Genomic DNA, 25,973 nt, shown 5'->3' with positions numbered 1-25,973 from the left:
TACTTTAGTTAATGGTTTAGAATTTGATATCCAGTCCAAGAGAAATTACGCTGTTGAAAGGATAGGTTTGCTCATCTGAGCGTTCCCATGTTTCTTCGGGATCGAATGATTTATTCCATGTATCTTTTGAAAAAGTAAACAGATCCTGCCCGCTAACGTATATACGAATATTCTTCACTTTAGCTTTGCTGACCAGGTACTGAGGTAAATTATACGCTAATGTTATTACCTTAAATCTGAGGTAGGAAAGGTTATTCATGCGCATGGAAGAGTACCTCCAGTTCCAGTTACGTATTCCATCAAAGCCAACGGAACCGGGTATAATACGGGGGTATTTTGCATCAGGGTTTTCAGGTGTCCAGTTCTTACCATAGAAGTATTCCAGGGGTTGCATCCATATCTGCCATAGCGGCACGCTGATCTCTCCTGTTCTGATACCCTGCCTTTTTCCTATACCCTGTAAGAATACACTCAGGTCAAATCCTTTATAGGATACGCTGATATTGGATGAATATGTATACCTGGGAAGCAGGTTCCCGAGATATACCATATCTCCTGATGTGCCTTTTGAAGCATCTCCAAAAGCCGTAATCTGTCCATCACCATCAACATCTCTGAACATTACATCGCCTACACCCAGGTTAGAAGGCACATTACCCAATTGTTTGTAAGCGGTTAATTGTTCTTCATTCTGAATAATTCCATCAAACTGGTAGCCAAAATAAGAATTCAGTGAATAGCCTTTTCGTGCATAGATCAGGCCTTCTCCATACGCATCATTTCCTTTCAATTCTATTAATTTGTTTTTACTATCGCTGAGCATTGCTGAAATACTATACCTTACACCGCCTATCTTATCATTCCAGCCTATAGAAAAGTCCCAGCCTTTTGTTTCCAGCTTACCGATATTTTGTGTTGGCGCAGATCCGCCCAGCGTTGCAGGCAACTGGTCATTCACCAGCATGTTCTTATTGCTTTTAATGTAATAGTCAAAGCTTCCTGTAAGCCTTGAATTTAAAAATGCAAAATCAATACCTGCATTTTTTGTTTCAATGGTTTCCCATGTACGGTCTTGTGAAGCAATGCTGGATACTGCGCCGGGCAACCCTACATTGGGCGACCCCATGGGATAGTTGCCGGAAATAGAAATGAGCGATATATAGTCATAGTTGCCAAAGCTCAGTTCCTGGTTCCCGGATTGTCCCCATGACAGGCGGGCTTTCAGGTTATCAAAAGCATTGAGTGAGCTGATAAAGTTTTCTTCCGACAAATTCCACGCAAAAGCTACAGAAGGGAACAAAGCACTCCAGCGTTTATCCTTTGCAAATTTGGAGCTGCCGTCCATCCTTGTTGTAAAGTCTATCAAATATTTTCTATCGAAAGAATAGCTCAACCTGCCAAAGTACGATTGCAGGGCCCAATCAGATGCACCGCTGCTGAAGTTGGAATACTCTGTTTTTGTTCTATCGGCAAGGTTTAGTGTAAATATTTCATTGCTGGCAAAATTATACCCTGTAATGGATTGATTCTCGTAGGTCTTCCCTTCCCGTGAAGCTCCTGCCATTACATTCAGTTTGTGTCTGCCTGCAAAAGTCTTATTGTAATCAAGATAAGCCGTATAATTCTGGTAAATATTTTTGGAATTCGTAAACAAAGCGCTGTTCGGGTTATTTACAATGTCAAAATCACTGCCATCCCAATTATGCTGGGCGAATGTAGGGCGTGTTTCCTTCCTGTCATTAAAATCTATAATTATACCAGCCTGGCCTACCAATAGCAAATCATTGAGCAGCTTAATATTTCCTTTCAGGTTAGTAGAGACCCGGTAGGCATTCTCCTTATTCAGACCACCTTCCTCAAGATACTGAACAGCATTTCTAAAACCTCCCTGGTATTTATACAACTGCCCCAACGGATTATATATGGGAACGTAGCTACCCATCTGGTTTACATAATATAATATGCTGCTAAGCGCGGTAGGAGTAGTTACAGGCTGGTTCTCAAAGCTGGTTCTTGTTTCAATATTTATCCTGTCAGAAATTTTAAAATCATAATTCAGGCGAAGATTATACCGGCTGGAGTGGTTTTCTCCATGCCTGAACACACCCTCGTTTCTTTCATATCCTGCGGAAAAAAGATATGAGCTGTTATCGCCGCCACCGGATATACTGAGGTTATGTGTTTGCTGGGCGCTTGGTCCGTATACCGCATCGTTCCAATCATGCGACTGGTAAAAGCCGGGAAAATTTTCCAGGTATTTCAGCCATCCTGTAGGGTCAGGCTCAGCATTGTTCCTGATCTTTTCAAACACTTCTTCAGAAACGCCGGGCAGGTTCACATTCCGCATACCTTCATCATACATTTCGGCAAGATGCAAAGTGTTTGTTCTCTCTTTTAAATATTGGGGAGTTTTTATTCCATAGTTCCCGGAATATGAAATGGAGGGCGCTCCCTTCTTACCTTTTTTTGTGGTAACTATTATTACGCCATCTGCGGCGCGTGCGCCATAGATGGAAGCTGCAGCGTCTTTCAGCACGGTGAGATCCGCAATATCATTTGGATTAATAAGACTGAGGTCACCGGGAATTCCATCTATCAAAATCATCACCCTGCTACCGCTCACCGAGGAGGCGCCACGCACCTGTACGGCATAGTTCTCGAAGCCAGGTCTGCCGCTTCCCCTGGTGATCGTTACACCGGGTAAAGCGCCCTGCAGGGCATTCATCGTATTGGTAAGCGGCCTGGTTTCAAACGCCTTACTGTCAACTTTAGATACTGCGCCTGTTAACTCTCCTTTTAATTTTGTTCCGTAACCAATCACCACTACTTCGTTAAGTTTGGCGTCTGATAAGTGTAAAATGACATCAAGATTTGAATTGCCGGTCACCCTAACTTCTTCTTTTTGGTAACCTACAAATTCAAAAATAAGGACATCATTTGCAGAAGCCCCGATCGAAAAATTTCCTTTGGCATCAGTAGTGGTGCCTGTATTGGGGTTGCCCCTAACTGTTACCGAAACACTTTCCAGCGGATTGTTGTTTTCGTCTTTTACTTTCCCCGTAATAGTTTTTTGTTGGGCAAATAACGTACTGCTAAAGAGGGCAAAAAACAATAGCAGTAAAAGGTTCAGAGATGGAATCTGATTTTCTTTAACCAGGTTTTGATTGTTCATGACAGCAATGTTTTAGTCATCAATTGTAATATTGAAAAGTCAAATTTATATTTATACCTATGTTATTTTGATGGATGATTTTTGGTGTTTGATGGATTATTTTACGATTGTGTAGTAATACCTGTATTCAACTAACAGTATTTATTTTATGAGTAATCACACCCTGGTGATTCTTATCCAGCAGCAACACCTGCTCAAAATATTCATTTGCTTTTTCTTTGTAATTATTCCCCAAACCAAGATTCCCGAGCGCCATTAAATAATAACAATGAATTTTGTTCAACAGGTTCAGGTCTGTATCAAACACTAATAAACCGGGTAGTGAAACAGCAAAATAATCTATACTGATATTATCGTTAATATGCTGCGCTCCGAAGGCGATAAGGCTTTTAAAGATTGCTGTAGCCTTTTCCGGATTGTTCAGCTTTATCCATGCCAATCCCTGGTAAAATATTTTATCAGGTTGAGGATCATTATAGAAAATAGCCTGTGCAGGTTCGCTGATCCCTTTTACCGCCATATTATAATATTGATGAGCTTTTTCTTTGTCCCCCAGTTGCTCATACGCTATGCCTTTCCAGTAGTGAATATCATTTTCCTGCGCTCCTGCCAGTTTACCTTCACCCAGGTTAGATGGATAATTCTCTGCCTGGTTCAATAACTCCAGTGCATCTTCATATTTACCTTCAGCAATAAATTGCTTGGCAATCTCTATATTACAGATCAGGTATTGCCTGATCACCATCCCTTCCCCACCTTCCCACGGATGGAACTTACGTGCACTTAAAAGTGATTTAGCTTTAATGAAGTTTCCTAACTGGTTGTATAATGTTATTATTTCAAGTCCGAGGTCATCCCTTTGCTGCACTAAAGAAAAATACCTGTTCAAAAAATCAAGGCGTTCGATATGATCCCTGTTCAGTCTTTTATGCAGTTGATCTAATTCCATCAGCACACGGGCATCTGTTTCATCTAATGAAAAAGCCCTTTCCATAGATTGCAATGCCTTATCAGCATCGTTGCGCTTATTGTAATAGGCTAATGAAAGATTACGGTGTACTGTAGGAAAGCCATCATCAATCCTTACCGATTGCTCCCAGCATTCAATGGCTTCATTGTATTGTCTTTTATCAAACCAGAAATTGCCGAGATAATAAAATGCCTTAGCGTCATTAGGATTTAGTTCAACTGCCTTCTTAAATACAATAACATCTTCTATCTTATTGGGAAAAACAAAATCAGGAGAAAGCGATGCTGCATATTGAAAATGTGCTCTTGCCTCTTGCTGGTTCCCCGCCTGATAATTCAACCAGCCCAGATAATATTCAACTAAGGTATTTTGATTATCATGCGCTTTGTATATAGAAAGCAGTTGAATGGCTTCCTCATAAAGTCCTGCATGGGCATAATCAAAAGCGTACTCTATAAAATTATTGGCATTATGCCTGCTGATATTTTTTAAGTGATTTAATATATCAGCTGCAGCCTGAGCCTTGTCTTTTTCGCCTAACAGCGAAATGTATTTCTCAAACAAGCAACCAAAGTTAAAAGGATCTAATTCCAACGATTCATCAATAAAAATCTGTGCCTTTTTATATTGATCAAGTTTCCGGAGAATAAAAACACAGGCATGCCTTGCTGTATGACTATGGTAATTCTTTACCAGGGATTTCTCAATAAATGCTAAAGCATCTTCATAGCTTTTTTTCTGTGTTGCAATTCTTGCAAGGTTTAAATAGCCTGCATGTTGCCAGGCATCGTTCCAGGTACTTTTATAAAACGCGTCATACGCTTCTTCGTTTTTATTTTGCATTTTGAGCGACCAGCCCAGGTTATAGTAAGCCTCACCATCATATGGATTGGGATTACGCTGGGTAATGGTTTCAATCGCTTTTTTGAAAAAAGGTTCTGCCCTGGCGAATTGCGCCCGCCTCAAATACCACAGTCCCATTGCATTATTGTTGCGTGCGTCTTTAGGATCTCTCCTCAATGCCTCTTCATAATAATCGATCGGTTTATATGTAGCATGACGATATTGTTCCAGGTGCTGACCGGTTAAAAACAACTGTTCATTGTTTTCAACGTCAGCAGGTTTCTTTGCAGGTTGCGCCGGTGATGGAACAGGCTGTTCAGCATATTTCTCCTCCTGGTAGCTTACCAGTTCTTTTCCTGTAGCAAGGTTGGTGACCAGCAATTTTATTTCCTCTGGCAGTATGCTATTAGCAAGTGTAACTTTTTTGTGATAAGGATTTTCCGGGGAAGAAGAAATGGTTTCGCAAAACAGGCATTCATCAGCTCTCAGCAGTTCCACTCTGATATTTTCATATACCGATGTAACATATAATATAATCTTTGCCTTGTTACCATTTATTTCAAGATTGACTGCGGCTTCTTTAGTAGCATTTTTTACCATGCCTACTTCGCGGTAAGGCATAAAATATTGTTCAAAGGTTTTTTCTTCATAAGGCTGTATCCACGAAAAATCAGGCTGGTTATCTGTATAAACACCGGTCATTAATTCAATGTATGGACCGTCTTCATCTGTAAGATTTTCATCCCATGTGCGACCAAATTCACCATTACCCCAGGTCCATTGTTTTTTACCAGGGGCGATATGGTGATCTGCTACATGCAGCAAGCCACCTTTGCTGTCATGCTCGTAGCCACCCATAAAATTATACTTTGAGCTTACCGCCATGTAGGATGTAGGCACAGGAATATTCTTATATCGTGAAATATCAGTACCCGGGGCATAATCTACTTTATAGTAAATGCCTTTGGCTATAGGAAAAGAGGACACATCTCTTTTGCCGTGATCAAAAACCGCGTGCACATCCGGGGGGAAAACAGATTGATAATGATCATTCACTTTAACAGCAGGGTTAGCCCACCATAAAAAAGTTTGCGGGAACGGAGTACGATTATACAACTTTCCTTTTATCTCTATATATGCTTTACCAGGATATATGGTAAACCCGGCCATGCCCTTGGTTCTGAACATGCGCTCCACTTCATTTACCCACACGGTTTTGCTGCCATCTTCATTTGCAGCAATGGTATAATCAACCGGCTCAAATGTAGAAGGCCTGTGGTGCTGTGGCCAGTTAAACTCTATGCCGCCCGAAATCCAGGGACCGGTAAGTCCAACCAATGCAGGTTTAATTACCTGGTTGTAATAAATAAAATGGCGCTGTTTCACTTTGTCATAAGCCATCTGTATCCTGCCGCCCAGTTCAGGCAGGATCATTATTTTCAAATAACGGTTTTCCATAAAAACCGCTTTGTAAATTTTATCAGTTTTTGTGTCCTCAATTTTTTCTATCACCGCATAAGGATACACAACACCGCTGCTACCCTGGTATACCCGTCTTTCCAGGAACATGGGATTTTTTTCAGGCAGACCTGTAGGATAAGTGGGGATACTGACATTTTCTATCCATGCTTTTACTTCTTCCAGGTTCATGGCAAACACATTTATTTATACTCAAAATTATTTTCTTATTACAGTTGGTTAAATGGAGTAACGTCCTGATTAGATGGATTTTTTTACTATTTTTAAACCTATTCTTCAAACATGGAACATACAATAAAAAAGAAAGAAGGCTTTCAGGGACAAAAGCTTATTGTAATTCCCAAGCAGGTACTTAACAGCAAATGTGTAAGAAATAAGATGATCAACACCCTGTATATTACAGATATAGGGTATTACCCCAGAGCCCGGTTTCATTATATGGAACGTCCTCATGGCGCAGAACAGCATATATTAATTTATTGCAACGATGGAAAGGGACGGGTTTTCATTCGCAATAAAGAATACAAAATGGAGGCTGATGATTTTATTATCATTCCGGATGGAATGCCTCATTCCTATACAGCTGATGAAGATGATCCCTGGAGTATTTACTGGATCCATTTTAAAGGAGCGGTTTCCGGAAAAATTACTACTGACATCGAAAAAAAGAATGGACTACACGGATTTATCAGATTTAAGGAAAGGAGTATTGAGTTATTTAATGAGATGTATACCCAACTGGAAAAAGGATATTCCAATGATAGCCTGATGTGCGTAAACATGTGCCTGTGGCATTTCTTTTCTACTTTTCTTTTTAATGATAAATACGATATTTCGGGTAAACTAAGCAATAAGGATTCCATTGACCTTGCAATAGATTTTTTAAGTAAGCATACGCACAGGATATTATCCCTGGAAGAGATCGCTTGCGAGGTAAACTTATCCCCTTCACATTTTTCTTATTTATTTAAGAAAAAAACCGGCTTTTCTCCAATGGAATATTTTAACCACCTGAAAGTTCAAAAGGCTTGCCAGTACCTGCTTTTTACCAAGCTAAGGGTTAAGGAAATCTCGCAGGAGGTGGGCATTGAAGATCAATATTATTTTTCAAGAATGTTTACAAAAGTAATGGGACTATCTCCGAATGAGTATAGGGAGAAGCGAATTAAATAAAGAGCGTTCTATTTGTTATTTGTTTGAGCAGGGATAATATTGTCCGATACTTTTCAGTATATACAAGCAATAGAAGGAAGATGCAAAATATAGAAAAAGCTGCACCTCAGCCGAATAGGATTGCTGCAGTACAAGAGTGCAATGCCCATAGCTCATGGCTGATAGCTGATAGGTGAACCCTACCCCTTCCCCCTACCAAAACCTCCAGTAAATATAGCACCATGCAATTGCATATAAAGCAAGCCAGAGTTTAATCTGCTTCCACCAGGGTCTCTGTGCTGATTTGTCGTCCATGTTCTGCACCCATGACCATTTCCATAAAAACCGGTCAATATCTGCTAATACCGGGGGTGTTGTGCGCAACGAAACAATTACGATCAATAATATTGTCAATACTTCTGCAATGGCTCCCACATATAGCCAGTGCAATTTTATATCAGCCGCCAGTAAAAAAGCGCCTAATGCTATCTGGATAATAACGCCACCCACCAAACCGGCAATAGCTCCCGCATAATTGGCACGTTTCCAGAATACGCCCATCAGCAATACCGAAATGAACGGGGTAGCCATATACGTCACCCCGGTCTGGAAATATTTGAACAGCCCTACGCTCCCGACTAACGGAGCCATCAATGAAGAAATGACCAATGCCGCGCCGCCGGATAACTGTCCGGCTATAATTAATTTTTTATCTCCTGCATTTTTATTGATGAACTTCTTATAAACATCTAATGAAAAAATAGTTGCGATGGAATTAGACAAGGAACTTACACTTGCCATTACCGCTGCAAAAAATCCTGCCAGGATAACTCCTTTCAACCCTGACGGTGCAAACAACTGGAGCGCCAACGGGAAGGCCTTATCCTGGTTGTCTGGTAACAGTGAAGGGCCCTGACGCATTACTTCCAGCCAATGGTAAAGAATCAATCCCACCAGGCAGGTTACCAGCGGGCGCACAAGGTTAATAAAGCCGGAAAATATCAGCCCCATTACGCCATCCCACCTGCTGCGGGCCGAGAGTATGCGTTGTATCATTACCTGGTTGGATGACTGGTAAAATAAAAACACGCCGAAAGTAGCCAATATCAACCCTGCAAAGGGAGCCTCCGGATTGTCTGCCGGCTGGTAAAGATGAAATCTTTCAGGCGCTGCTTCCACCATGGCGCTCCATCCACCGGGAATATGATCCAGCGCAACAAAATAAAATATCACACCACCGCCGATCAGCATGATGCATTGAATGGCATCCGTCCACATCACTGAACTTAAGCCTCCGGCCAGTGTATAGCTTGCCGTTACAATTATTATTCCTGCCATCACGTATCGTTGGTCCCAGCCTGTCAGTTCACTTAAAGTAATACTACCACCATAAATAACCGGTGGTAAAAAAACAAAAATATAACCGATCAATATCACGAAGCTGTAGATAGCCCCGCAGGCTGGCCCGAAGCGGCGGTTCAGCAGTTCCGGAACAGTCATGATCTTATTGCGCAGGTACAGGGGAATAAAAAATATCATTGTCAACAGGTAGGTCGGCAACGCCCACCATTCCCAGTTGGCAATGCCCAGTCCTCCTTTATAGGTAGCGCCAATAGTTCCCACGATCTGTTCACTGGAAATAGAGGTAGATACAAACGCGGCGCCGATCAGATACCAGGGCATATTGCCTGATGCGAGAAAATATCCTTCTGCTGTTCTTTTTACTTTTCCCGCGGCTACAAAACCAATGATGACCACCAGCAGTATCTCCGCTATGATAATCAGTATATCCAGTGTTGAAAGATGAAAATTTTCCATGCGAAAATATCTGTTTTGTAAACCATTAAGAAGTTAAGGTATATTAAGGCTTTTACTTAATTTTCTTAATGCCTTAATGGTTACGTATAAAAACTAATAGCGTTCCCGGGTAATGAATTGCCAGTGCTGCCGGTGCGCTACCGAACCACCCGGCTTCACAATATATTTTTTGCTGAGCGTTTCCAGTTCCGCCCAACCGGCACAAACAAACATTTCTACATTTGAGCCATTATCCACGCATAATTCCGGAACAGTTTTATCCGGGCTGGTAATGGTGAGCCTTCCTTCATGGCTGATTGCTGTAAGTTCGGGAGCGGCACTATACCAGCCGGCTTTCCCCCTGAAATAACCATCTTCCACTGTTACCCGACCATCGGCATGCTTCCACTTTGAAGCATCGGTGCCCGGCCAAAAACTGATGGTATTTGTTGTACACGAACCTGATAATACATGAGAACGGGGAATACAGGTTATCGCCCATAAAGCGCCTTCCCAATCCGTTGAACCCTTGTTTACAAGAAGATGATCAACATAAAACCCTCCCTGCGGAGATGCATTGATCACAAGAGAAAGCGCCAAACCGTTTAACCTTTGCTTTGCGGTGATATGAATGGCTGTATCTTCTATGGTAACTTCGCAGGGGTCATTATCGGGATGATAGCTATCATCATTTTCCGGGGCAATTGTAAACCTGTGCCCCCCATGCATTTGCCACGCTCCTACCCCGAAACCCGTATGATCTTCATACAAAATATTCCCCCCGTCATTATAACGCAATGCCAATATTCGCGGCCCTGCGGAAATGCCGATCACCATAGTATTTTGACCAACGGTACAGGTTACTGCATTCCAGTGTTTCCATTTTTCAAAGCTTACATTCATGGGAGTATCCTGCTTGTAAGCCCGCGCTGAAATGCATCGAGCCGGGTAAATCCTTCAGCATAGCGACAACCGGCAGCCATTCCCCTGAAACGGGCCTGCACTTCTATCATATCGAGGAGGTTGGTATCTGCCAGGTCTTTCATTGCTTCGAACTGGCTTTTATGACAGGAAAGCATTTGCTTTTTTATTTCAAATGTCTCTGTAATATTTACATATTCTGTGGGTGAAAAACCAATACCGCCCAGGTTATCCATATAATATACCTGTGCCTGACCAAACCTGCATGCCGGTTTTTGCTGACCGGGTATATGCGGTAATCCTTTTTGAAAATAGGCATCAAAAACCAGTTGACCCACATACCGGTGATCAGGGTGATAGTCGTTGGGGGAATGTGTGAAGATCACATCAGGATCTGCTTCCCGCAAAATATCGATCATGCGTAGTCTTTGTGCCGCATCGGGAAAAACATGCTCGTCCACTATATCTCCCCATATCACTTTCGCGCCGATGATGCCAGCTGCAGCATGTGCTTCTTTTTCTCTTATTCCCTTCAGCTCCGCTGGTTTAATAACAGCATCGCCCATGCTGCCATCGGTAAAAACAGCTATGGTAACGGTATGCCCTGATTGTGCATAACGGGCAAGCGTACCCCCACACAATATTTCCATGTCATCCGGATGAGCAACCACGCAAATTATATTCATATAAGCTTAAACCTGTTAAAGTACACCATAACGATCATATACCACCCGAAGAGAATCTCCATTTAAAAGATCCCTGCGTGATGCATTTTCTTTAGACACTTTTTCATGTGCCATCTCCAATACCTTATCCTCTACCTCTCTCGGTACCACTACCACCCCATCGAAATCCGCAAAGATCAATTCACCGGGCTTTACCACTACATCCCCGCAACGGATGGGCACATCGTATGCCATCACACGTCCACGGCCAAGACTGTCCAGCGGCCGAATGCCGCCGTAAAATATGGGAAATTTCATTTCAATGATCCTTTTACAATCCCTGATCATGCTATCGCAGATGCAACCCGTAGCGCCATTGCGTTTGGCAATCGTGCTCATGAGCTCACCCCAGGGAGCATTGGTTCCGGCGAAATCGGTGGAATGTACCACTACATCTCCTTCCCTGATTGAATCTACTGCTTCAATCTCCAATCCATAAGGATCTTCTTCTTCCACATAATCGGTTTCCATCCAGCGATAGGTTCTGGCCCTACCGACAATAGTACAATTATCAGCATCCAGCGGGCGCAGGCGCTGGTGCATTGCCTGGTTGCGATATCCGAGTATATCCAGTACATCACACACGATCGCTACATACAGGTGTTCTTTTATCCACTTGAATTTTTCTTTGTCATCTGCTAACATAAAATTTGTTACCATAGCAACTGATTTATTTGTCTTTTAATTTTTAATTATTATTTGATGAATCGTTTACTTCTTTCCAGGTAAAAGGATGGTAATGCTCCTGGATAATACATTTGCCCGGCAAATCATGATGCTCACAGAACCAGGCAAACACTTCCGGATTCTCAGCGTTCAGCGGCATCATATCATAATGATTCGGCATTACATACCGCGGCTGAACAGCCTTTGCAAACAGCGCTGCTTCTTCCGCATTGGTATTCTTCCATTTGCCGTTTATCGGAACAAGCATTATATCCGGATTGGAAGGTGCGGCTTCCAGTACAATTGGATGAAACTGTGTATCACTGGTATGATAAACCGTTCTTCCGTTAGGAAACTGAATAAGGTATCCCGTTGTATCTATCACATCTTTTCCGGTAGGCAAAGCAAAAACACCTGTTACAGTAATTGAGTTAACCGTTACATTGTCACCGGCATTCACTACCAGCATATTGCCGGCAGGTATGCCAAGGCTATGCAGTTTTTTTGCGGCCAGCCGGGGCGCGATAAACGTAGTATTATTCTTATACCGGTAGCCACCGATTGTCTCCGGGTCAAGATGATCCAGGTGATCGTGTGTAACGATATAAATATCCGCTTTCAGCTCTTCCGGCTGCAACGGGACAGGAACGGCGCGTGAAAAGCCGGGCACACCACCATTCGCACTATCTGATAGGTAGGGGTCAATCACAACCACCTGCCCTGATGACTTTATAATATAGCCTGCCTGCCCCAGCCACCATAAGGCAGCTTCAGAAGATTGCAGTGTATGATCGAGTATTTCTTTCATTGCTGTTGTCTATAAGTTTACACAGAATCGTTTTACAGCCTTTTCATCAATATCAATTCCTAAACCCGCGCCCTGCGGCACCTGTATATAGCCATCCGCATCCAGTTGAACAGGGTTACGGATGATCTCCCGCAACATCGGGTTATCGCTTACATTGTATTCCAGGAATAATGATTTCGGCAATACTGCATTCAGGTGAAGGCTTGCAGCAGTGAGCAGATCGGTAAGCCAGGCATGCGGACAAACATCTACACCTGCATATTCTGCTTCCCACATGATCTTTCTTGCCTGGGTAAACCCACCACATCTCGAGAGATCAGGCTGTACCACATCTACCCCACCTTCTGTTATCAGCTGCCGGAATCCCCATGCCGTTGCTTCCTGCTCCCCGGCAGCAATACGTGTTTTTACACCGGCTTCCTTTACCTTACGGTATCCCGGGTACAATTCCGGGTGAAGAAAATCTTCGAGCCAGTAAATATTATAAGGCTCCAGCAAGCGACAAAGCGCTATCGCATCATAGGCGCTGCGTTTCACCATCCATCCCGGGTCTACCATCAGGGCAATATCAGGTCCCAATGTTTTTCTCGCGGTTTCCACCAGTTGAACATCCTGCTTAATATCCTGTCCGAACACACCCCACCCGAATTTCACCGCTTTGAACCCGCGCTGCATATAAAACTCACAGGCATGCCTGATCGCATCTGTGGTAGGACGGAAAAGTGTGGAAGCATAGGCCTGAACCTTATCTCTTCTGGCGCCGCCTAATATTTTATGTACCGGGCGATTGATGGCTTTACCGATAATATCATGACAGGCAATATCAAAGCCGGATAATACCTGCATCGCGGCGCCTCTTCTTCCAAAATAAATGGTACCTCTGTATATCTTATCCCAAAGGCGCTCTACTTCAAAAGGATCTTCGCCTATTGCCAGTTCTCTTAATCCTTCAAACATGCCCGCGCCACTTTCAGGCGCGTTTACAACGGCCTCGCCTACATGCGGAGAGGTTTCCACATCCGACCAGCCGGTAATGCCTTCATCCGTGCTTACCTTTATCAGCAGGCAGTGCTTTACGCCACGCGCCTCTTCACTTCCCGCCGGGTTGGTTATTTCAAACGGCGACTGAAGGATAAATGCTTCTACGTTGGTTATCTTCATGCGTTTAGTTTAGTTTTTATTCGCCTTTTTGCTGTGCTAAGCGTCCCTGACTGCCGTCAGGCAGGTTCGCTTAGCACGTTTGTCTTATCGCCTCCGGCGATTTTATCAACCTGGTTCCGTCATTGCGAGCCGCCGCATCAACTCAAAATATTATGAATGATATGCGGCGAAGCAATCTCCTTTGCCGTGGTTCGTGTCTCACGAACCACTCACCAGAAGTCATTCCTACAGTCTGCCGCCTTGCCCACATACGAAGACTGCTTCTCCCGCCGCAATATTCATTCAACTCAGATCTTCATGCGGGCGGTATCGCAGTGACGGTAAGTGGGTTTAGCTTTTACCGGCAGCACTAAAACAAAGTATGTCATTACTCAACCCCTCGCCCGTCTTTGCGAGCCGCCTCAACAATTATCAAATCTCAACCCGTTTCGCGGCGAAGCAATCCTCGCAATCTACGGCCTTGTCCAAACACGAAGGCTGCTTCCCACCTCGGCGGGCAGGCTCCCGCCGCTACATTCTTTTAACTCAAATCTTCGTGCGGGCGGTATCGCAGTGACGGTAAGTGGGTTTAGCTTTTACCGGCAGCACTAAAACAAAGTATGTCATTACTCAACCCCTCGCCCGTCTTTGCGAGCCGCCTCAACAATTATCAAATCTCAACCCGTTTCGCGGCGAAGCAATCCTCGCAATCTACGGCCTTGTCCAAACACGAAGGCTGCTTCTCCCGCCGCTACATTCTTTTAACTCAGATCTTCATGCGGGCGGTATCGCAGTGACGGTAAGTGGGTTTAGCTTTTATCGGCAGCACAAAAACAAAATATCCCAATACTCAACCACCTCTTTCGTGGTTCGTGAGACACGAACCACGAAAGAGGATAGGCGGGTGGCGACACCCACCTGTAGGAAAATCCATCACTCAAACATTACGCTGTGCTAAGCGTCTTCGCTTAGCACCCTTGTCTTATCGCCTCTGGCGATGCCATCACTCAAAAACCAACGCTACTTTCAACGCCTGGTCATGTCCGTTACGGGCAAGATCAAATGCTTCTTTCCAATCGTTAAATGGCACTTGGTGCGTCACTATATTTTCCAATGCCAGTGATCTGTCACCAAGGCACGCCAATGCTTCATCTATTTTATCTTCATCATTGCAAGCGCCCGCTATTTCCAGCTCCAGCACATGCACGCTGAACAGGTCCACTAAAACTGGCTGATGCGCCGCGCTGAATACCACCATCCTGCCGCGGGGACGTAATGCTTTGATACAACTCCCTGCTGCTTCCGCATTACCAACAGCGAGAATAGCCACATCAACCGATCTTTCCGGAACAGCATCCAGTATTTCTGCTCCCGGTATCATCCCCAGCCGGAACGGTGTCCGCCCATATACCATCACACGACCGGCGCCCTGCTTTCGGGCAAGCCGCGCAATGATATTTCCAAAAGGCCCGTCACCCACAATAAGCACGGTTTTACCTTTAATATTACCGGCACGGTATACCGCTTCGAGGCAAACAGATACCGGTTCCAACAACGCCCCGGTAGCAAAAGAAATATCAGCAGGAATTTTCCTTACCCTGTCTGCCCGCTGCACAAAATATTCCGCAAAGCAGCCGTCGCGGTCTATACCGGAATGCCCCATGCGTGAGCACAAATGTTGCAAACCGCGCATACATTCCTCACAAACCCCACAGGGAACAACAGGATGAGCCGCAACGCAGTCTCCTGGTTTTAAATTCTTAACATCAGTGCCACACTGCACAATTATGCCTGCCCCTTCATGTCCCATCACACGCGGATACTGTATTCCAAAAGGATTGCTCCTGATATCGTGCAGATCAGAGGTACATATTGTAGCAGCCTTTGTTTGTATCAGCACTTCATCACCGGCAGGTACCGGCACAGGTAATGTTACCTGAACCAGTTGTTCTATTCCCTGCAACTGCAGTACCTGCATATATGGTGGAAGATTGCTCACTTTTGTAAAGGATTTGGCAGGTTAAGCAAGCTCAACGCGTCGCGATGAATAATTTCTTCTATTACTTCAGCAGGCACTTCCGGCAAACCACTGGAACCTGTAATACTATTCAATGCCCGTACATTTTTTATGGAATCACCTGTGGTGGTAAATGGAAAATCAGAACCGAACAAAACTTTATGCTGCGCCTTATACTCTACCAACAGCCGCATGGAATTATAAAACTGCCAGGGGCGATAATAGAGCGCGGATATATCTGCATATACATGTGCATGCCTGCGTATCACCGCGATGGTCTCCCCTTCCCAGGGATGACCCAGGTGTGCAAGCACCATGCGCAGTCCGGGAAAATCAACCGCCACCGCATCAAAGTGCACAGGTCGGGAATAATCCAACGGGGTACCACTTACAAAAGAGGTACCCGCATGAAATAATATTGGTAATCCGTTCGCCTGGCAATACCGGTATATATCATAATATCTTTTATCCTGCGGATGCGCATTCTGGTATAATGGCGCCAGCTTTACGCCAACGGCACCGAATTGGCGGTGGCATTTTTCGAGTTCCTCCATATAATCCGATTGCAGCGGATCAATAGAAGCAAAGAACAATAATCTTTCCGGTGCCTTTGCAACATGTGCGGCTACCGCTTCATTGGGAATATTCCAGCCGGTGGCGGATGCCTGCAAACCAAATACTACCGCTACATCAGCCGCTTTTGTTGTTTCCAAATGCCTTTCTTCCACATTGCCCCATACAGCAGGATCAACACCACACCTCACCAGGTCTGCATTGAGCTTTGGACCAAAATGCTGCGCGGCATCAAAAATATGTGTATGTATGTCTATGATCATAATTCTTGTTTTTGCTTTGGGCTATCGGCTTTGAGCTATCAGCTATCAGGTGTCAGCTATCAGCTTCATTATTCACCATTGCCCATTCACTATTCATCTATTCACTATTGACCATTGCCCCTTACTCAAACGACCAGTAATGCACTCCCCAGGGCTCCAGTTTCAGGTTGATGGTTTGCGTACCTTTCTTCAATTTAATAAAAGGATCTGGACGTAAGCGCTGATTTTCTTCCAATCCTGCCCCGGTTGCATCCAGCACAATATGACGTACCTGCATATCTTTCGGAAGATCAACAAGATCTACTTTAACGGTTACAGGCTTGTCCGAAAAATTCCACAGCATCATATTATGCATCAGCATTTTGGCATCATGCGCTGCAAAGCCATGTACTTTATCGTTGTTGGATGTAACCGCCAGTTTGTTTCCTGCCAGTCTTGATAATAATTTAAAAGTATAATACGCCGGGCGGATCTGGTTCTGGTAATCAAACAGTCCGCTGAACTGCGCCTGGCGGTTCCACCACCTCGTCATGAACGCGGTGCCGTGAGGGGAAAAGAATCTTGAAAATGTTTCAAACGAAACATACCAGTCACGGATATGATAATAGCATGACCAGTCCAAACCTGCATCTTTCATTTGCCAGATGGTTTCGGCAACATAACAGGGCTGATAACGCGTATCAAGAATAGGTTTGAACAGATCCACATTCCACTCGTTCATGATCGTTTCCGCTTTTATATCAGGATACTGCGCCACAAGATTTTTTACATATTCAATCTGTCCGCGTATAACAGTGGGACTATTATTGTAATGATGAAAAGAAACAAAATGCAAGGGTATTTTCTCTGCTGAGCAAACCCGTAACAATTCCGGTAAGATAGGCGATTTATAATATGCCAATGCCGGTCCTCCTACTTTCGCATTAGGATCAGCACGAAGAATCGCTGCTGCTGTATGCTTATAATAACGTGCATAGCTTTCCGGCTTAAAGCGGTAAGGTGTGCCACCGTCTTCACCAATATCCACTTCATTGCCTACTTCCCAGTAGGTAATGCCGGCACCTTTATTTACATAATGTTTTACCACGTCGTATACAAACTGTTCCCAGCCTGCATAGTCATTGGGCTCCACGATATCGTGATCTACTACCGGGAAAAACTGTTTGGGCTTCAGGCAAAAGCTCATAAAAGGCCTGGCGCCTGTTTGTAATATATTCGAAACAGTACTGTCGAGTGTTGCAAAATGATATTTACCCGGCTCAGGAATAACATCATAATATTCACTTACAAAAATCCGGATGATACCGGGATGGAGCGCTCTTATTTCAGTAACCCGGCTTGCCAGCATAGGCTCTTCTGAAAGCCCTCCCTGCCCCAATGCCATCTGCTCCATTTTCATGGGGCCGAGCTCTTTGCTAAAGTCAACTTTTACATTGGTAACCTGCGCCTGTATATACAGCGTGGTTAACAAAAAGATTGATACAAAAAGGGCATATTTAAAATGGTTGCTGGTTGATGAAGACAGCAACCGGGGCGTATGCCGTGTACGATATCTCACCGCCAATTTACGGCACAGTAATTTTAAATGTACCTCTAAAGAAAATGATATTGTTTTGAACATGGTATCCTGATTAAAGCAAAGATTGTTTTATTAATACCTGGCCGAGATGATATATTTACCTGATGGCGCGGGAATACTGATATACTCCTTTTTGGCATCAAAGTTTTTCCAGCGCTTTCCGTTTACCAGCACTGATCTGATCATCTTACCCGCAGGATGACGAAACCTTACCAGCAACTGCCGCGGCGCATCACGATCCGGCACTTCAACAGTCGCCTTAATTTCATTTTCCTTATTCAAGCCCTCTATGGAAAACGATGTTTTCCCGAAATAAGTAGGCGCGTCTTTCACTTCTATCTTCTTTCCTTCTTCCAGCCAGCTTTGTGGTATGGCCTGCCCGATCATTAAGGTATCCTGTCCTATTTCGTTCAACAACATTCTGCGGTAAATCTCAAACCAGGCGCCATCTGTACTGGGCGGGCCATAATACTGCCCCCATGCCCAGCGATGTTCCAGCGAAGTATATTGCTCATGCGAAAAACCACAGGCCATTAAACTGTAAAAAGCACGGATCACAGCTTTCACGTTATCTCTCAAAAAATATGGAGTGGATTGCTGAACGTACACCGGCTCATTGGCAGCGCCCTGGTTTTTAAAGAACAAATTATCTTCATGATCATGCAGCATAGCTGTGGTAAGCCAGCTATGCGCGTCAATAACGCCTAACCGGGTAAGATGTAAAGGACCAGTATCTACATCGGTTGGATACCACTGATCCATCATGCGCCGGCATGTCAGCGCATCAGTTGGTACATAGTTGATCCACGTACCGTCTTCCAACTGCACTACCGGTGATTTTACACTACCGCGGGCAAATTCCTTTACCACATCTGCTTTCATTTTGGATGCTATATGCTGTACCTCTTCCGCACGGGGATGGTTATAGACCGACAGCGCTTTGGCAAACGCTTCCAGTCCGCCCACATAATATGCCTGGTTAAAAGCCCACTCTCTTTCCGCATTGGTAAGGTCATTAAGCGGCCCCAGGATCAGTCCTGTTTTATTGGCTCCTTCATTTGACTTAGCCACCTGCGCCAGGCACCAGTCGAGCGCTTTAAGCGCGTTCGGAAGCAGTTGTTCAAACTGCAGCCTGTTGCCGGATAGTAAAAAGTTCTGTGCTATGGCATACAGTTGCCCGGGCGAATATACACCCCAGTTGGCAAACCCTCCTATCCTGCCGTCGGGCTGCTGCTGACTTTTGAACATAGCAGTATATTCATCCTGCGCCACATCATCATACCCGCGCAAACCATAGATCATATAATCTACATATACTGCCTGGTTGACGGGCCAGTCTGCATTTCTCTGTCCATACGCAGTATTGGCATAAGGCAGATCCATATGTTTTTTTCCATCAATATCAAGGGTATGACGTGGTAAAATAAGCGCATGCCAGAGATTGGCGCGGTATAACTCATTCACAGCCTGCTCCGGCACCTGGAATGATGCCCCTTTTGCCAACCATCCTTCCCAATAATCCACCGTTTTTTTTCTTTCCACTGCATATTGCAGGTTATTGAGCCTTGTTAACTCAGCAGGGACGATAGCGGGAGAAGGTAGTTTTACTACAAACTCCCGGCTCGTTCCATCGGTAAGCACACCAGAAATGGTGAATGCAATTTGCTGCCCGTTTTTATTGGGTACAGGATCTGTTGGTTTTACGGTAATGTCTTTTCCTGTTTCTATTACTAAAAAAATATCGCCGGTCTGCTTATCAGCTATGATCCATTTGCCCTGTTGCTGAATGACTTCAAGTGCGTGATCTTTTAATTCGTTGTGCAGTGTTATTTCAAAGCTAAAGTTCCCGGCTTTGCCGGATATATCTATTTTGCTGAACATAACGCTGGGTATATACCCGCGTATGGTTGTTGAGAGATCAACTAATGGAGAGGAGAATTGTTCTATAGTGGCAAGTTGCCCGTTTTTTTCAAGATTGGTAATAATAACAGGTAACCCGTTATCAATTTTCTGTCGCTTCCATGCACTCTCCGGCCATTGCAGGTCAAGCCTGAACTTATGCGGAGATGCAAAATCCGGACGTACATTTCCCCAGCGGTCCACTGCAAACTTATATACAGAACCATGCGCAGCAGCCGTTACCGTAAGATGCCCGGTAGTACCCATCCAGCGGGTTTGCCAGGATCGATCCCACTCATTGGGGTTGCCGATATCCGGCCAAAGCTTTTGAAATGTTTCCAGCGATGCGTCAGCCTGTTGTGCCACTTCATCCAGCACCCTTGTTCCCTTTAAAGCAGCAATATGCATTTTAAAATCAACCGGTTTATCAGCAAGCGTAATAAACGCATCCTGTTCAGGAAGCCACATTGCGCCATGGCTGATAAGCTGTTCCAGCGCAATTGTAAATCCCGTTGTGCCTTCCTCATCCAGTTGAACGGTAAGTAAAGGCGCATCGGGCTTATTCCACTGATCATCTTTCAAACGCCGTGACTGCCCGGGTGAACCGTGCTCCATCAGGTAGCCCCACATAGCATCATCATTTACCGCGTATCCGTCTTTCCATCCTGCCAGCTTTCTTAATGGAGCAGAAGGTAGCAGATAACTGATATCTGCTACCAACTCATCCACATCGCCTGCACCACAGTTAAGTATAGACGAAGCAGCGGTTACCCGGTCGTTTTTTTCTATTTGCCTGCCTGCTACGTTCGACACCACCACACCGGCAGAACCGCCTGCCAGTTGAACGAAACGTGCATTGCGGGCCGGCGCTTTATGTCCTAAAGAAATTTTTACCTGAATATTCCCGGTGCCATTTGCCTGTGCCTGGGCTGAGGCAGGACAGGATATGGTTATCCCGCCTGCCAGACCCAGTATAGTAATAGCCACCAATTGAAAATGTTGCATCCTGTTCATAATGATCGCTGTGCCGAAAACTGATAAAAAATTATAGCATTCTCCTTCCTTCTTCTTGTACCTGATTGGTGTTTTCACCAACCAGGGCGGTGGGCGGTGTGCGCCGTGGGCGGTATCTCACCGCCCACTTTCAACACAACAATTTTAAACACCCGAATCTACGCCTGTTCTTATTGATAATTCGGATTTTGTTCCAGGTTTGGATTTTTATCAATTGCCGATTGCGGAATAGGCAGTACATAATTTTTTGCAGGATCAAAAACTTTTGCGCCTCCGCCTGCAGGTACTACCGTATATACTGTATTGCCGCCTACAATATCAATCTTGATCGCATGCACAGTACCGTTCAGCTTGGTTTCTGCGAGCTTCAGCCTGAGCAGATCAGGTAATCTCTTTTCTTCAAATGCCAGCTCTACCCTTCTTTCACGGGCTATCGCCTTACGCATATCTGCCTGGCTCAGGCCTGCAGGAAGATCCGGAAGGTCTGACCTGCTCCTCACTTCGTTAACCGCATCATATACGGATTGATCAGGTCCTGTTGCTTCATTCCTTGCTTCCGCGTAGCTCAGCAATACTTCCGCATAACGGAAAATAATCCAGTTGGCACTGTTGCCATTGTCCTGCGCGCCTGCATATTTAGGGTTCACCCCTTTAATTACATAATAACCTGTTCTTGTTGATATGCTGCTGTTGTTCAGGTCAGTGGCATTCAGGCTGCCTACTCCCTGTTTCATGATCATCGTAGCACCCAGCCATATGGATTCATCATAAATAATAGATTCATAAAATCTTTTTTCACGGTTCACATAAGGCTTTTGCGGGTTATATCCTGACCCCGGATCTGTAATAGGCAGGCCGTTAGCCATTGCATACTCATCCACCAGGTCCTGCGTAGGATCCACATGTCCCCAGCCTGTAAGAGAGCCGTTCACAAAACGCGGTCCTATCTGCCCGATATAATTTGCAAGGGAAGTACCACCAAGATGCTGGCGGCTGAATATTACTTCCACGTTGTTATTACTTTCTTCGTAAAACAGTGTTGTATAATCAGGGAATAAGCTGTACTTATTAAGGTCTATCACTTTTTTATAAGTAGTGGCTGCCTGCTCCCAGCGTGCCAGGTCGTTGGATGGATTTTTCAACGGGCTGGCATTAAACAGTTCAGCATAACCCTTAAGCGTAAGCGCAGCACCTTTGGTTACCCTTCCTGACTGAGCGGTTACAGGCAAGTCAGCTTCTATAGCGCCGCACTCGGAAATGATAAAGCTGGCGGTTTCTTCAGAAGTATTTCTTGCACGGAAAACCGCATCGCCCTGCTCATTGATATTAAGTACATCGGTAATAAGAGGCACACCACCATGGTAAGTCCATAATATGGAATAAAAATATGCTCTTAAGAAACGTGCTTCTGCCAGTCTCACTTTTTTCCAGTCTTCCGGTAAAGAGGAAGCCGTAACCCTCTCAATAAACAAATTACACTTGCGGATATTGGTATACTGCCCCCACTTGTTAGGTGTATTGGCAGGCGTATAGATGCCAGGTCCGTATACATTTGTACTTACACGACCCGCCTGGCCATTCAAAGAATTGTCTGAAAAATTTTCCCAGGGATCTCCTGTCTCTAGTGTGGGTACGGAAGCGTAGATATTGTTCAGGAACAGATCCGCGTTATCCTGGGTAGCCCACAAAGTGAGGTCTGACACCTGGTTCGTAGGTACTACCTCCAGGAACTTTTTGCAGGAGGTAAAAGAAAACGAGACAGAAAGAATTATGATCGTATTGAGTGATATCTTAAATAATTGCTTTTTCATACATTTTCAATTTTGCCGGTTAAAAAGTGATATTCAAGCCTACAGAAAGCGCTTTCTGGTTAGGATAACCCCAGCTTCCGTTCGGTATCCATGAATTGTTTGGACCGATCTCCGGATCGTAATTGATAAGCTTGGTCCATGTGATAATATTCTGACCCGACAAATAAACTCTTATAGATTGCAGCCCGACCCTGTTCATTACAGAAGCGGGTATGGTATAAGATAAGGTAGCGCTCTTCAGCCTTAAATAATCCGCATCACCCATCCAGAAAGAGGAGGTTTGTGAATTATTTACTGTTGGGGAAGAAGTAAGTCTTGGGAATCTTGCATCGGTATTCTGCGGAGTCCAGTAATCAAAGTTTTGCTTATAAGGCAACATGGTTTCCCAGAAAGGCATGATTGCGGAACCGTGATAATACCAGTCCACTTTCGCGGCACCCTGGAACAATAATTCCAATCCAAACCCTTTGTAACGAACAGAAGGTGCAAATCCATAAATGATACCCGGAACCGCTGTAGGGTTACCTATTACAGTAAGGTCATCGTTATTGATCTGTCCATCCTTATTCATATCCTCATACCTGATATCACCGGGCTGAACAGCTCCCCAGGGTTGGGTAGCTATACCGGATTTTAATGAACCGTCTGATTCAAAATCTTCTGCCTGGAAATAACCCAAAGCATGGAAGCCGAATTGTGTTCCGAGCGGTCTGCCTGTTATTCTCCTGTTGGGATTGTTATAGGTAGTAGCTCCTTCAAAAACCTGGAGCAGCTTGTTTTTAGCATAGGTCATGTTGGCTGACAATGATACCTGCAGGTCTTTGGAAAAATCATAAGCCGACCTGATCGTGAAATCAAATCCCTGGTTCGACATGATACCTGCATTCACCTGGCTTAACCCTACCCCATATTCGGCAGGTATGATCACATCCGGGCTCATCAGCATATTAGAACGCTTTTCATAGAAGTAATCCACTTCAAAATTCAGTAAGCCTTTCCACAAGCTGGCTTCCAGACCAATATCTGTTTTCTTCGCTCTTTCCCAGGTAATATTGGGGTTAGGCTCTGACCGCTCGCTGATTCCCTGAACCGCGTTACCGCCTAACACGTAGTTTGTACCCAATACATTATACGTGCTCATGTACTGAAATGCACTACCTGCCAAAGCTCCTACTTCACCATATGATGCTCTCAGCTTAAGATTGCTAAGCCAGCTTATTTTATTCTTCAGGAAATTTTCTTCAGATAAGCGCCAACCCACAGAAAATGCAGGGAAGAAACCCCAGCGCTTGTCTGGCGAAAAATAATAGCTTCCGTCATAGCGGCCACTTGCTTCCACAAGGTATTTCTGCGAATAATTATATGCCACCCTGTATACCAATCCGGCCTGGCGTGCAGCGCTGGAAGCACCGCCTGTAGACATATCAGCAGCGCTGGAGCTACCCAGGTTGATCTCGTCTACCGTTAAATTAAAATTCCTTCTTGTAGCCATGATACTTGTAAGGTCATTGGCTTTTGCTTCAAACAAACCCAGCACTGCTATATTATGATCTCCAAATGAATTATCATAGTTGAACCCGGCCTGGTAAGTAAGCTGTGTAGCAAAATCTATATCCTGTCGGAGAGAAGGTTTGGTTTGTCCCCAGATACCATCATTGATAACATAAGGCGTCTGCGACCTGTCGAGGCTTGCTTTATGCACCGGTAGTGTCCACAATTTATGCATGGTATAAGTAGGATCGTATGCAATGGTTCCTCTTAATTTTAACCCTTTAACAAAAGGTATCTTTTGCTCAACAGATAATTGTGAAAACAATGAGTTGATACCATACTTTTCGTACCCGCTGTTAAAGAGGCTGCCTGTAAGAAAAGTACCTGGCATGCCGTTGCTGAAATACAAAGGCCCGTATAACGGATGCAGGTAACCGATCAGCTCAAAAATACGGCCGGTAGAAACAGCAGGAAACTTGCTGTTTTGATTACGGCCGTTCAGGTTAAACGAAACGGAAGTAGTAGAGGTTACCTGCGCATCTATGTTCAGCGTAACATTAAAGCGGCGGGTATTGGTTGCCTGCCACATACCTTCCTGCTGCATATAGCCAAGCGCGGCATAATACTTTATTCTTTCCGCACCGCCCGAAACCTCGATATTATGCTGCGTGATCAATGAATTTTTATTGGTGATGGTGCCCCATATATCCTTAAAAGTAGGATATGCGTCCGGGTCTGATCCATCCTGGAACTTCTGCAATTCTTCAGCAGTATATGGCTCAGGTAAACCTTCATTTACCGCTGCCGCGTTTCTTAAAGTAGCATACTCGTATGAGTTCACAAAATCAGGTAATACTACCGGGTTCTGAAACCCTGCATAACCGTTATACGTAAGTGAAGGTGCACCACTCTTTCCTTTTTTAGTAGTTACCAGTATTACGCCATTGGCACCCGCAACACCATAAGGAGCCACAGCAGCGGCATCCTTCAGTACGGTAAATGTTTCTATCGCGTTAGGGTCAAGGTGCTGAAACGACCGGGGAATACCGTCAACGATCAGCAGCGGCTGGTTAGACCCTGTAGATGACAAACCCCTGATGTAGATATTGGAACCGTCGTATCCCGGTTCGCCGGAGCCTTGTTTTACAATAACGCCTGATACCCTTCCTCCCAAACCATTGCTTAAATTAGCCACAGGAACAGAAGCGATCTCCTTTCCTTTCATGGTAGATACGGCTGCAGTGAGCGAGGTTTTCTTTTGCGTTCCGTAACCAACCACCACTACATCGCTCAACACATTACCGGCAGCAGCAGTAAGGGCAATGGTGATCTCGTTTCTGTTACCCACTTTAATGGTTTGCGTTTCAAAGCCGGTATGAGATACAACCAGGGTTTGCCCGCGTGAAACACGTAAAGTAAACTCACCGTTTGCATTGGTGGTGGTACCCTGTTGTGTCTCCCTTACAATAACAGAAACATCAGACAGGGCATTTTCACCATCAGTGATCTTACCGTTAAGTGTAAAATCTGCCTGGGCAAAAACAGCACCCGCTAAACACAGAAAGACAAACAGCGAAAAAAATGCTTTTCCTGAAACAGGAGACTGTAAGAGTTTTAGCTTCATAGCAATTGTTTTGTGTTGCTTTTAAATTT

The 25,973-nt window shown here is 44.5% G+C and carries 15 protein-coding genes; 1 reads left to right on the top strand and 14 read right to left on the bottom strand.

Annotated elements, in window-relative coordinates:
* Positions 1-16 precede the first annotated feature (16 nt).
* Positions 17-3,172 (bottom strand): SusC/RagA family TonB-linked outer membrane protein, encoded by a 3,156-nt coding sequence (locus DC498_RS03450; RefSeq protein ID WP_116872735.1) that lies wholly within the window; start codon positions 3,170-3,172, stop codon positions 17-19.
* Between the two features lie 127 nt (positions 3,173-3,299).
* Complete coding sequence (locus DC498_RS03445) at positions 3,300-6,635, bottom strand: DUF5107 domain-containing protein (protein ID WP_116872959.1); 3,336 nt, start codon at positions 6,633-6,635, stop codon at positions 3,300-3,302.
* Positions 6,636-6,746: 111 nt separating this feature from the next.
* Here DC498_RS03445 and DC498_RS03440 point away from each other — a divergent pair, with 111 nt between their 5' ends.
* Entirely contained in the window at positions 6,747-7,637 is an 891-nt protein-coding gene (locus tag DC498_RS03440; protein ID WP_116872734.1) for an AraC family transcriptional regulator, read from the top strand.
* Between the two features lie 192 nt (positions 7,638-7,829).
* On the opposite strand, the gene DC498_RS03435 is transcribed toward DC498_RS03440, so the two are convergent.
* From DC498_RS03435 to DC498_RS03380, 12 genes are all read right to left on the bottom strand, one after another.
* On the bottom strand, positions 7,830-9,434 hold the full coding sequence (locus DC498_RS03435) for an SLC5 family protein (RefSeq protein ID WP_116872733.1): 1,605 nt from the start codon (positions 9,432-9,434) through the stop codon (positions 7,830-7,832).
* A 93-nt stretch (positions 9,435-9,527) separates the two neighbouring features.
* The gene (locus DC498_RS03430) at positions 9,528-10,316 is read right to left on the bottom strand and encodes a hypothetical protein (protein ID WP_116872732.1); all 789 of its coding nucleotides are present in this window, start codon (positions 10,314-10,316) and stop codon (positions 9,528-9,530) included.
* The gene (locus DC498_RS03425; RefSeq protein ID WP_116872731.1) at positions 10,313-11,020 is read right to left on the bottom strand and encodes a PIG-L deacetylase family protein; all 708 of its coding nucleotides are present in this window, start codon (positions 11,018-11,020) and stop codon (positions 10,313-10,315) included. Before DC498_RS03425 ends, DC498_RS03430 begins: the two co-directional genes overlap by 4 nt.
* A gap of 15 nt (positions 11,021-11,035) precedes the next feature.
* Positions 11,036-11,719, bottom strand: a complete 684-nt coding sequence (locus DC498_RS03420) for an RraA family protein (RefSeq protein ID WP_206197516.1) — start codon at positions 11,717-11,719, stop codon at positions 11,036-11,038.
* 28 nt (positions 11,720-11,747) lie between these two features.
* Positions 11,748-12,533: an MBL fold metallo-hydrolase gene (locus DC498_RS03415; protein WP_116872730.1), complete on the bottom strand. Its 786-nt coding sequence runs from the start codon at positions 12,531-12,533 to the stop codon at positions 11,748-11,750.
* A gap of 9 nt (positions 12,534-12,542) precedes the next feature.
* Positions 12,543-13,694: a mandelate racemase/muconate lactonizing enzyme family protein gene (locus DC498_RS03410; RefSeq protein ID WP_116872729.1), complete on the bottom strand. Its 1,152-nt coding sequence runs from the start codon at positions 13,692-13,694 to the stop codon at positions 12,543-12,545.
* Positions 13,695-14,676: 982 nt separating this feature from the next.
* The gene (locus tag DC498_RS03405) at positions 14,677-15,672 is read right to left on the bottom strand and encodes a zinc-dependent alcohol dehydrogenase (protein ID WP_133176752.1); all 996 of its coding nucleotides are present in this window, start codon (positions 15,670-15,672) and stop codon (positions 14,677-14,679) included.
* The gene (locus DC498_RS03400; protein ID WP_116872727.1) at positions 15,669-16,526 is read right to left on the bottom strand and encodes an amidohydrolase family protein; all 858 of its coding nucleotides are present in this window, start codon (positions 16,524-16,526) and stop codon (positions 15,669-15,671) included. Before DC498_RS03400 ends, DC498_RS03405 begins: the two co-directional genes overlap by 4 nt.
* Before the next feature lie 121 nt (positions 16,527-16,647).
* Complete coding sequence (locus DC498_RS03395) at positions 16,648-18,084, bottom strand: GH39 family glycosyl hydrolase (protein ID WP_240627840.1); 1,437 nt, start codon at positions 18,082-18,084, stop codon at positions 16,648-16,650.
* A 93-nt stretch (positions 18,085-18,177) separates the two neighbouring features.
* Positions 18,178-21,018 carry a hypothetical protein gene (locus DC498_RS03390; RefSeq protein WP_133176751.1) on the bottom strand — a complete coding sequence of 947 codons (2,841 nt, stop codon included), beginning with the start codon at positions 21,016-21,018 and terminating at the stop codon, positions 18,178-18,180.
* Between the two features lie 170 nt (positions 21,019-21,188).
* The gene (locus DC498_RS03385) at positions 21,189-22,829 is read right to left on the bottom strand and encodes a RagB/SusD family nutrient uptake outer membrane protein (protein ID WP_116872724.1); all 1,641 of its coding nucleotides are present in this window, start codon (positions 22,827-22,829) and stop codon (positions 21,189-21,191) included.
* A gap of 19 nt (positions 22,830-22,848) precedes the next feature.
* The gene (locus tag DC498_RS03380) at positions 22,849-25,944 is read right to left on the bottom strand and encodes a SusC/RagA family TonB-linked outer membrane protein (protein ID WP_116872723.1); all 3,096 of its coding nucleotides are present in this window, start codon (positions 25,942-25,944) and stop codon (positions 22,849-22,851) included.
* Between the last annotated feature and the right edge of the window lie 29 nt (positions 25,945-25,973).

Origin of the sequence: Terrimonas sp., from assembly GCF_003075435.1 — a bacterium.
Taxonomy (GTDB): domain Bacteria; phylum Bacteroidota; class Bacteroidia; order Chitinophagales; family Chitinophagaceae; genus Agriterribacter.
Note: the sequence above shows the minus strand (reverse complement) of the source record. Positions and strands in the feature narration are given on the sequence as shown.

Bases quoted from the DNA above. Each gene is read 5' to 3' on its own strand.
- DC498_RS03450 (WP_116872735.1), bottom strand. From the start codon at position 3,172: ATGAACAATCAAAACCTGGTTAAAGAAAATCAGATTCCATCTCTGAAC.
- DC498_RS03445 (WP_116872959.1), bottom strand. From the start codon at position 6,635: ATGAACCTGGAAGAAGTAAAAGCATGGATAGAAAATGTCAGTATCCCC.
- DC498_RS03440 (WP_116872734.1), top strand. From the start codon at position 6,747: ATGGAACATACAATAAAAAAGAAAGAAGGCTTTCAGGGACAAAAGCTT.
- DC498_RS03435 (WP_116872733.1), bottom strand. From the start codon at position 9,434: ATGGAAAATTTTCATCTTTCAACACTGGATATACTGATTATCATAGCG.
- DC498_RS03430 (WP_116872732.1), bottom strand. From the start codon at position 10,316: ATGAATGTAAGCTTTGAAAAATGGAAACACTGGAATGCAGTAACCTGT.
- DC498_RS03425 (WP_116872731.1), bottom strand. From the start codon at position 11,020: ATGAATATAATTTGCGTGGTTGCTCATCCGGATGACATGGAAATATTG.
- DC498_RS03420 (WP_206197516.1), bottom strand. From the start codon at position 11,719: ATGGTAACAAATTTTATGTTAGCAGATGACAAAGAAAAATTCAAGTGG.
- DC498_RS03415 (WP_116872730.1), bottom strand. From the start codon at position 12,533: ATGAAAGAAATACTCGATCATACACTGCAATCTTCTGAAGCTGCCTTA.
- DC498_RS03410 (WP_116872729.1), bottom strand. From the start codon at position 13,694: ATGAAGATAACCAACGTAGAAGCATTTATCCTTCAGTCGCCGTTTGAA.
- DC498_RS03400 (WP_116872727.1), bottom strand. From the start codon at position 16,526: ATGATCATAGACATACATACACATATTTTTGATGCCGCGCAGCATTTT.
- DC498_RS03390 (WP_133176751.1), bottom strand. From the start codon at position 21,018: ATGAACAGGATGCAACATTTTCAATTGGTGGCTATTACTATACTGGGT.
- DC498_RS03385 (WP_116872724.1), bottom strand. From the start codon at position 22,829: ATGAAAAAGCAATTATTTAAGATATCACTCAATACGATCATAATTCTT.
- DC498_RS03380 (WP_116872723.1), bottom strand. From the start codon at position 25,944: ATGAAGCTAAAACTCTTACAGTCTCCTGTTTCAGGAAAAGCATTTTTT.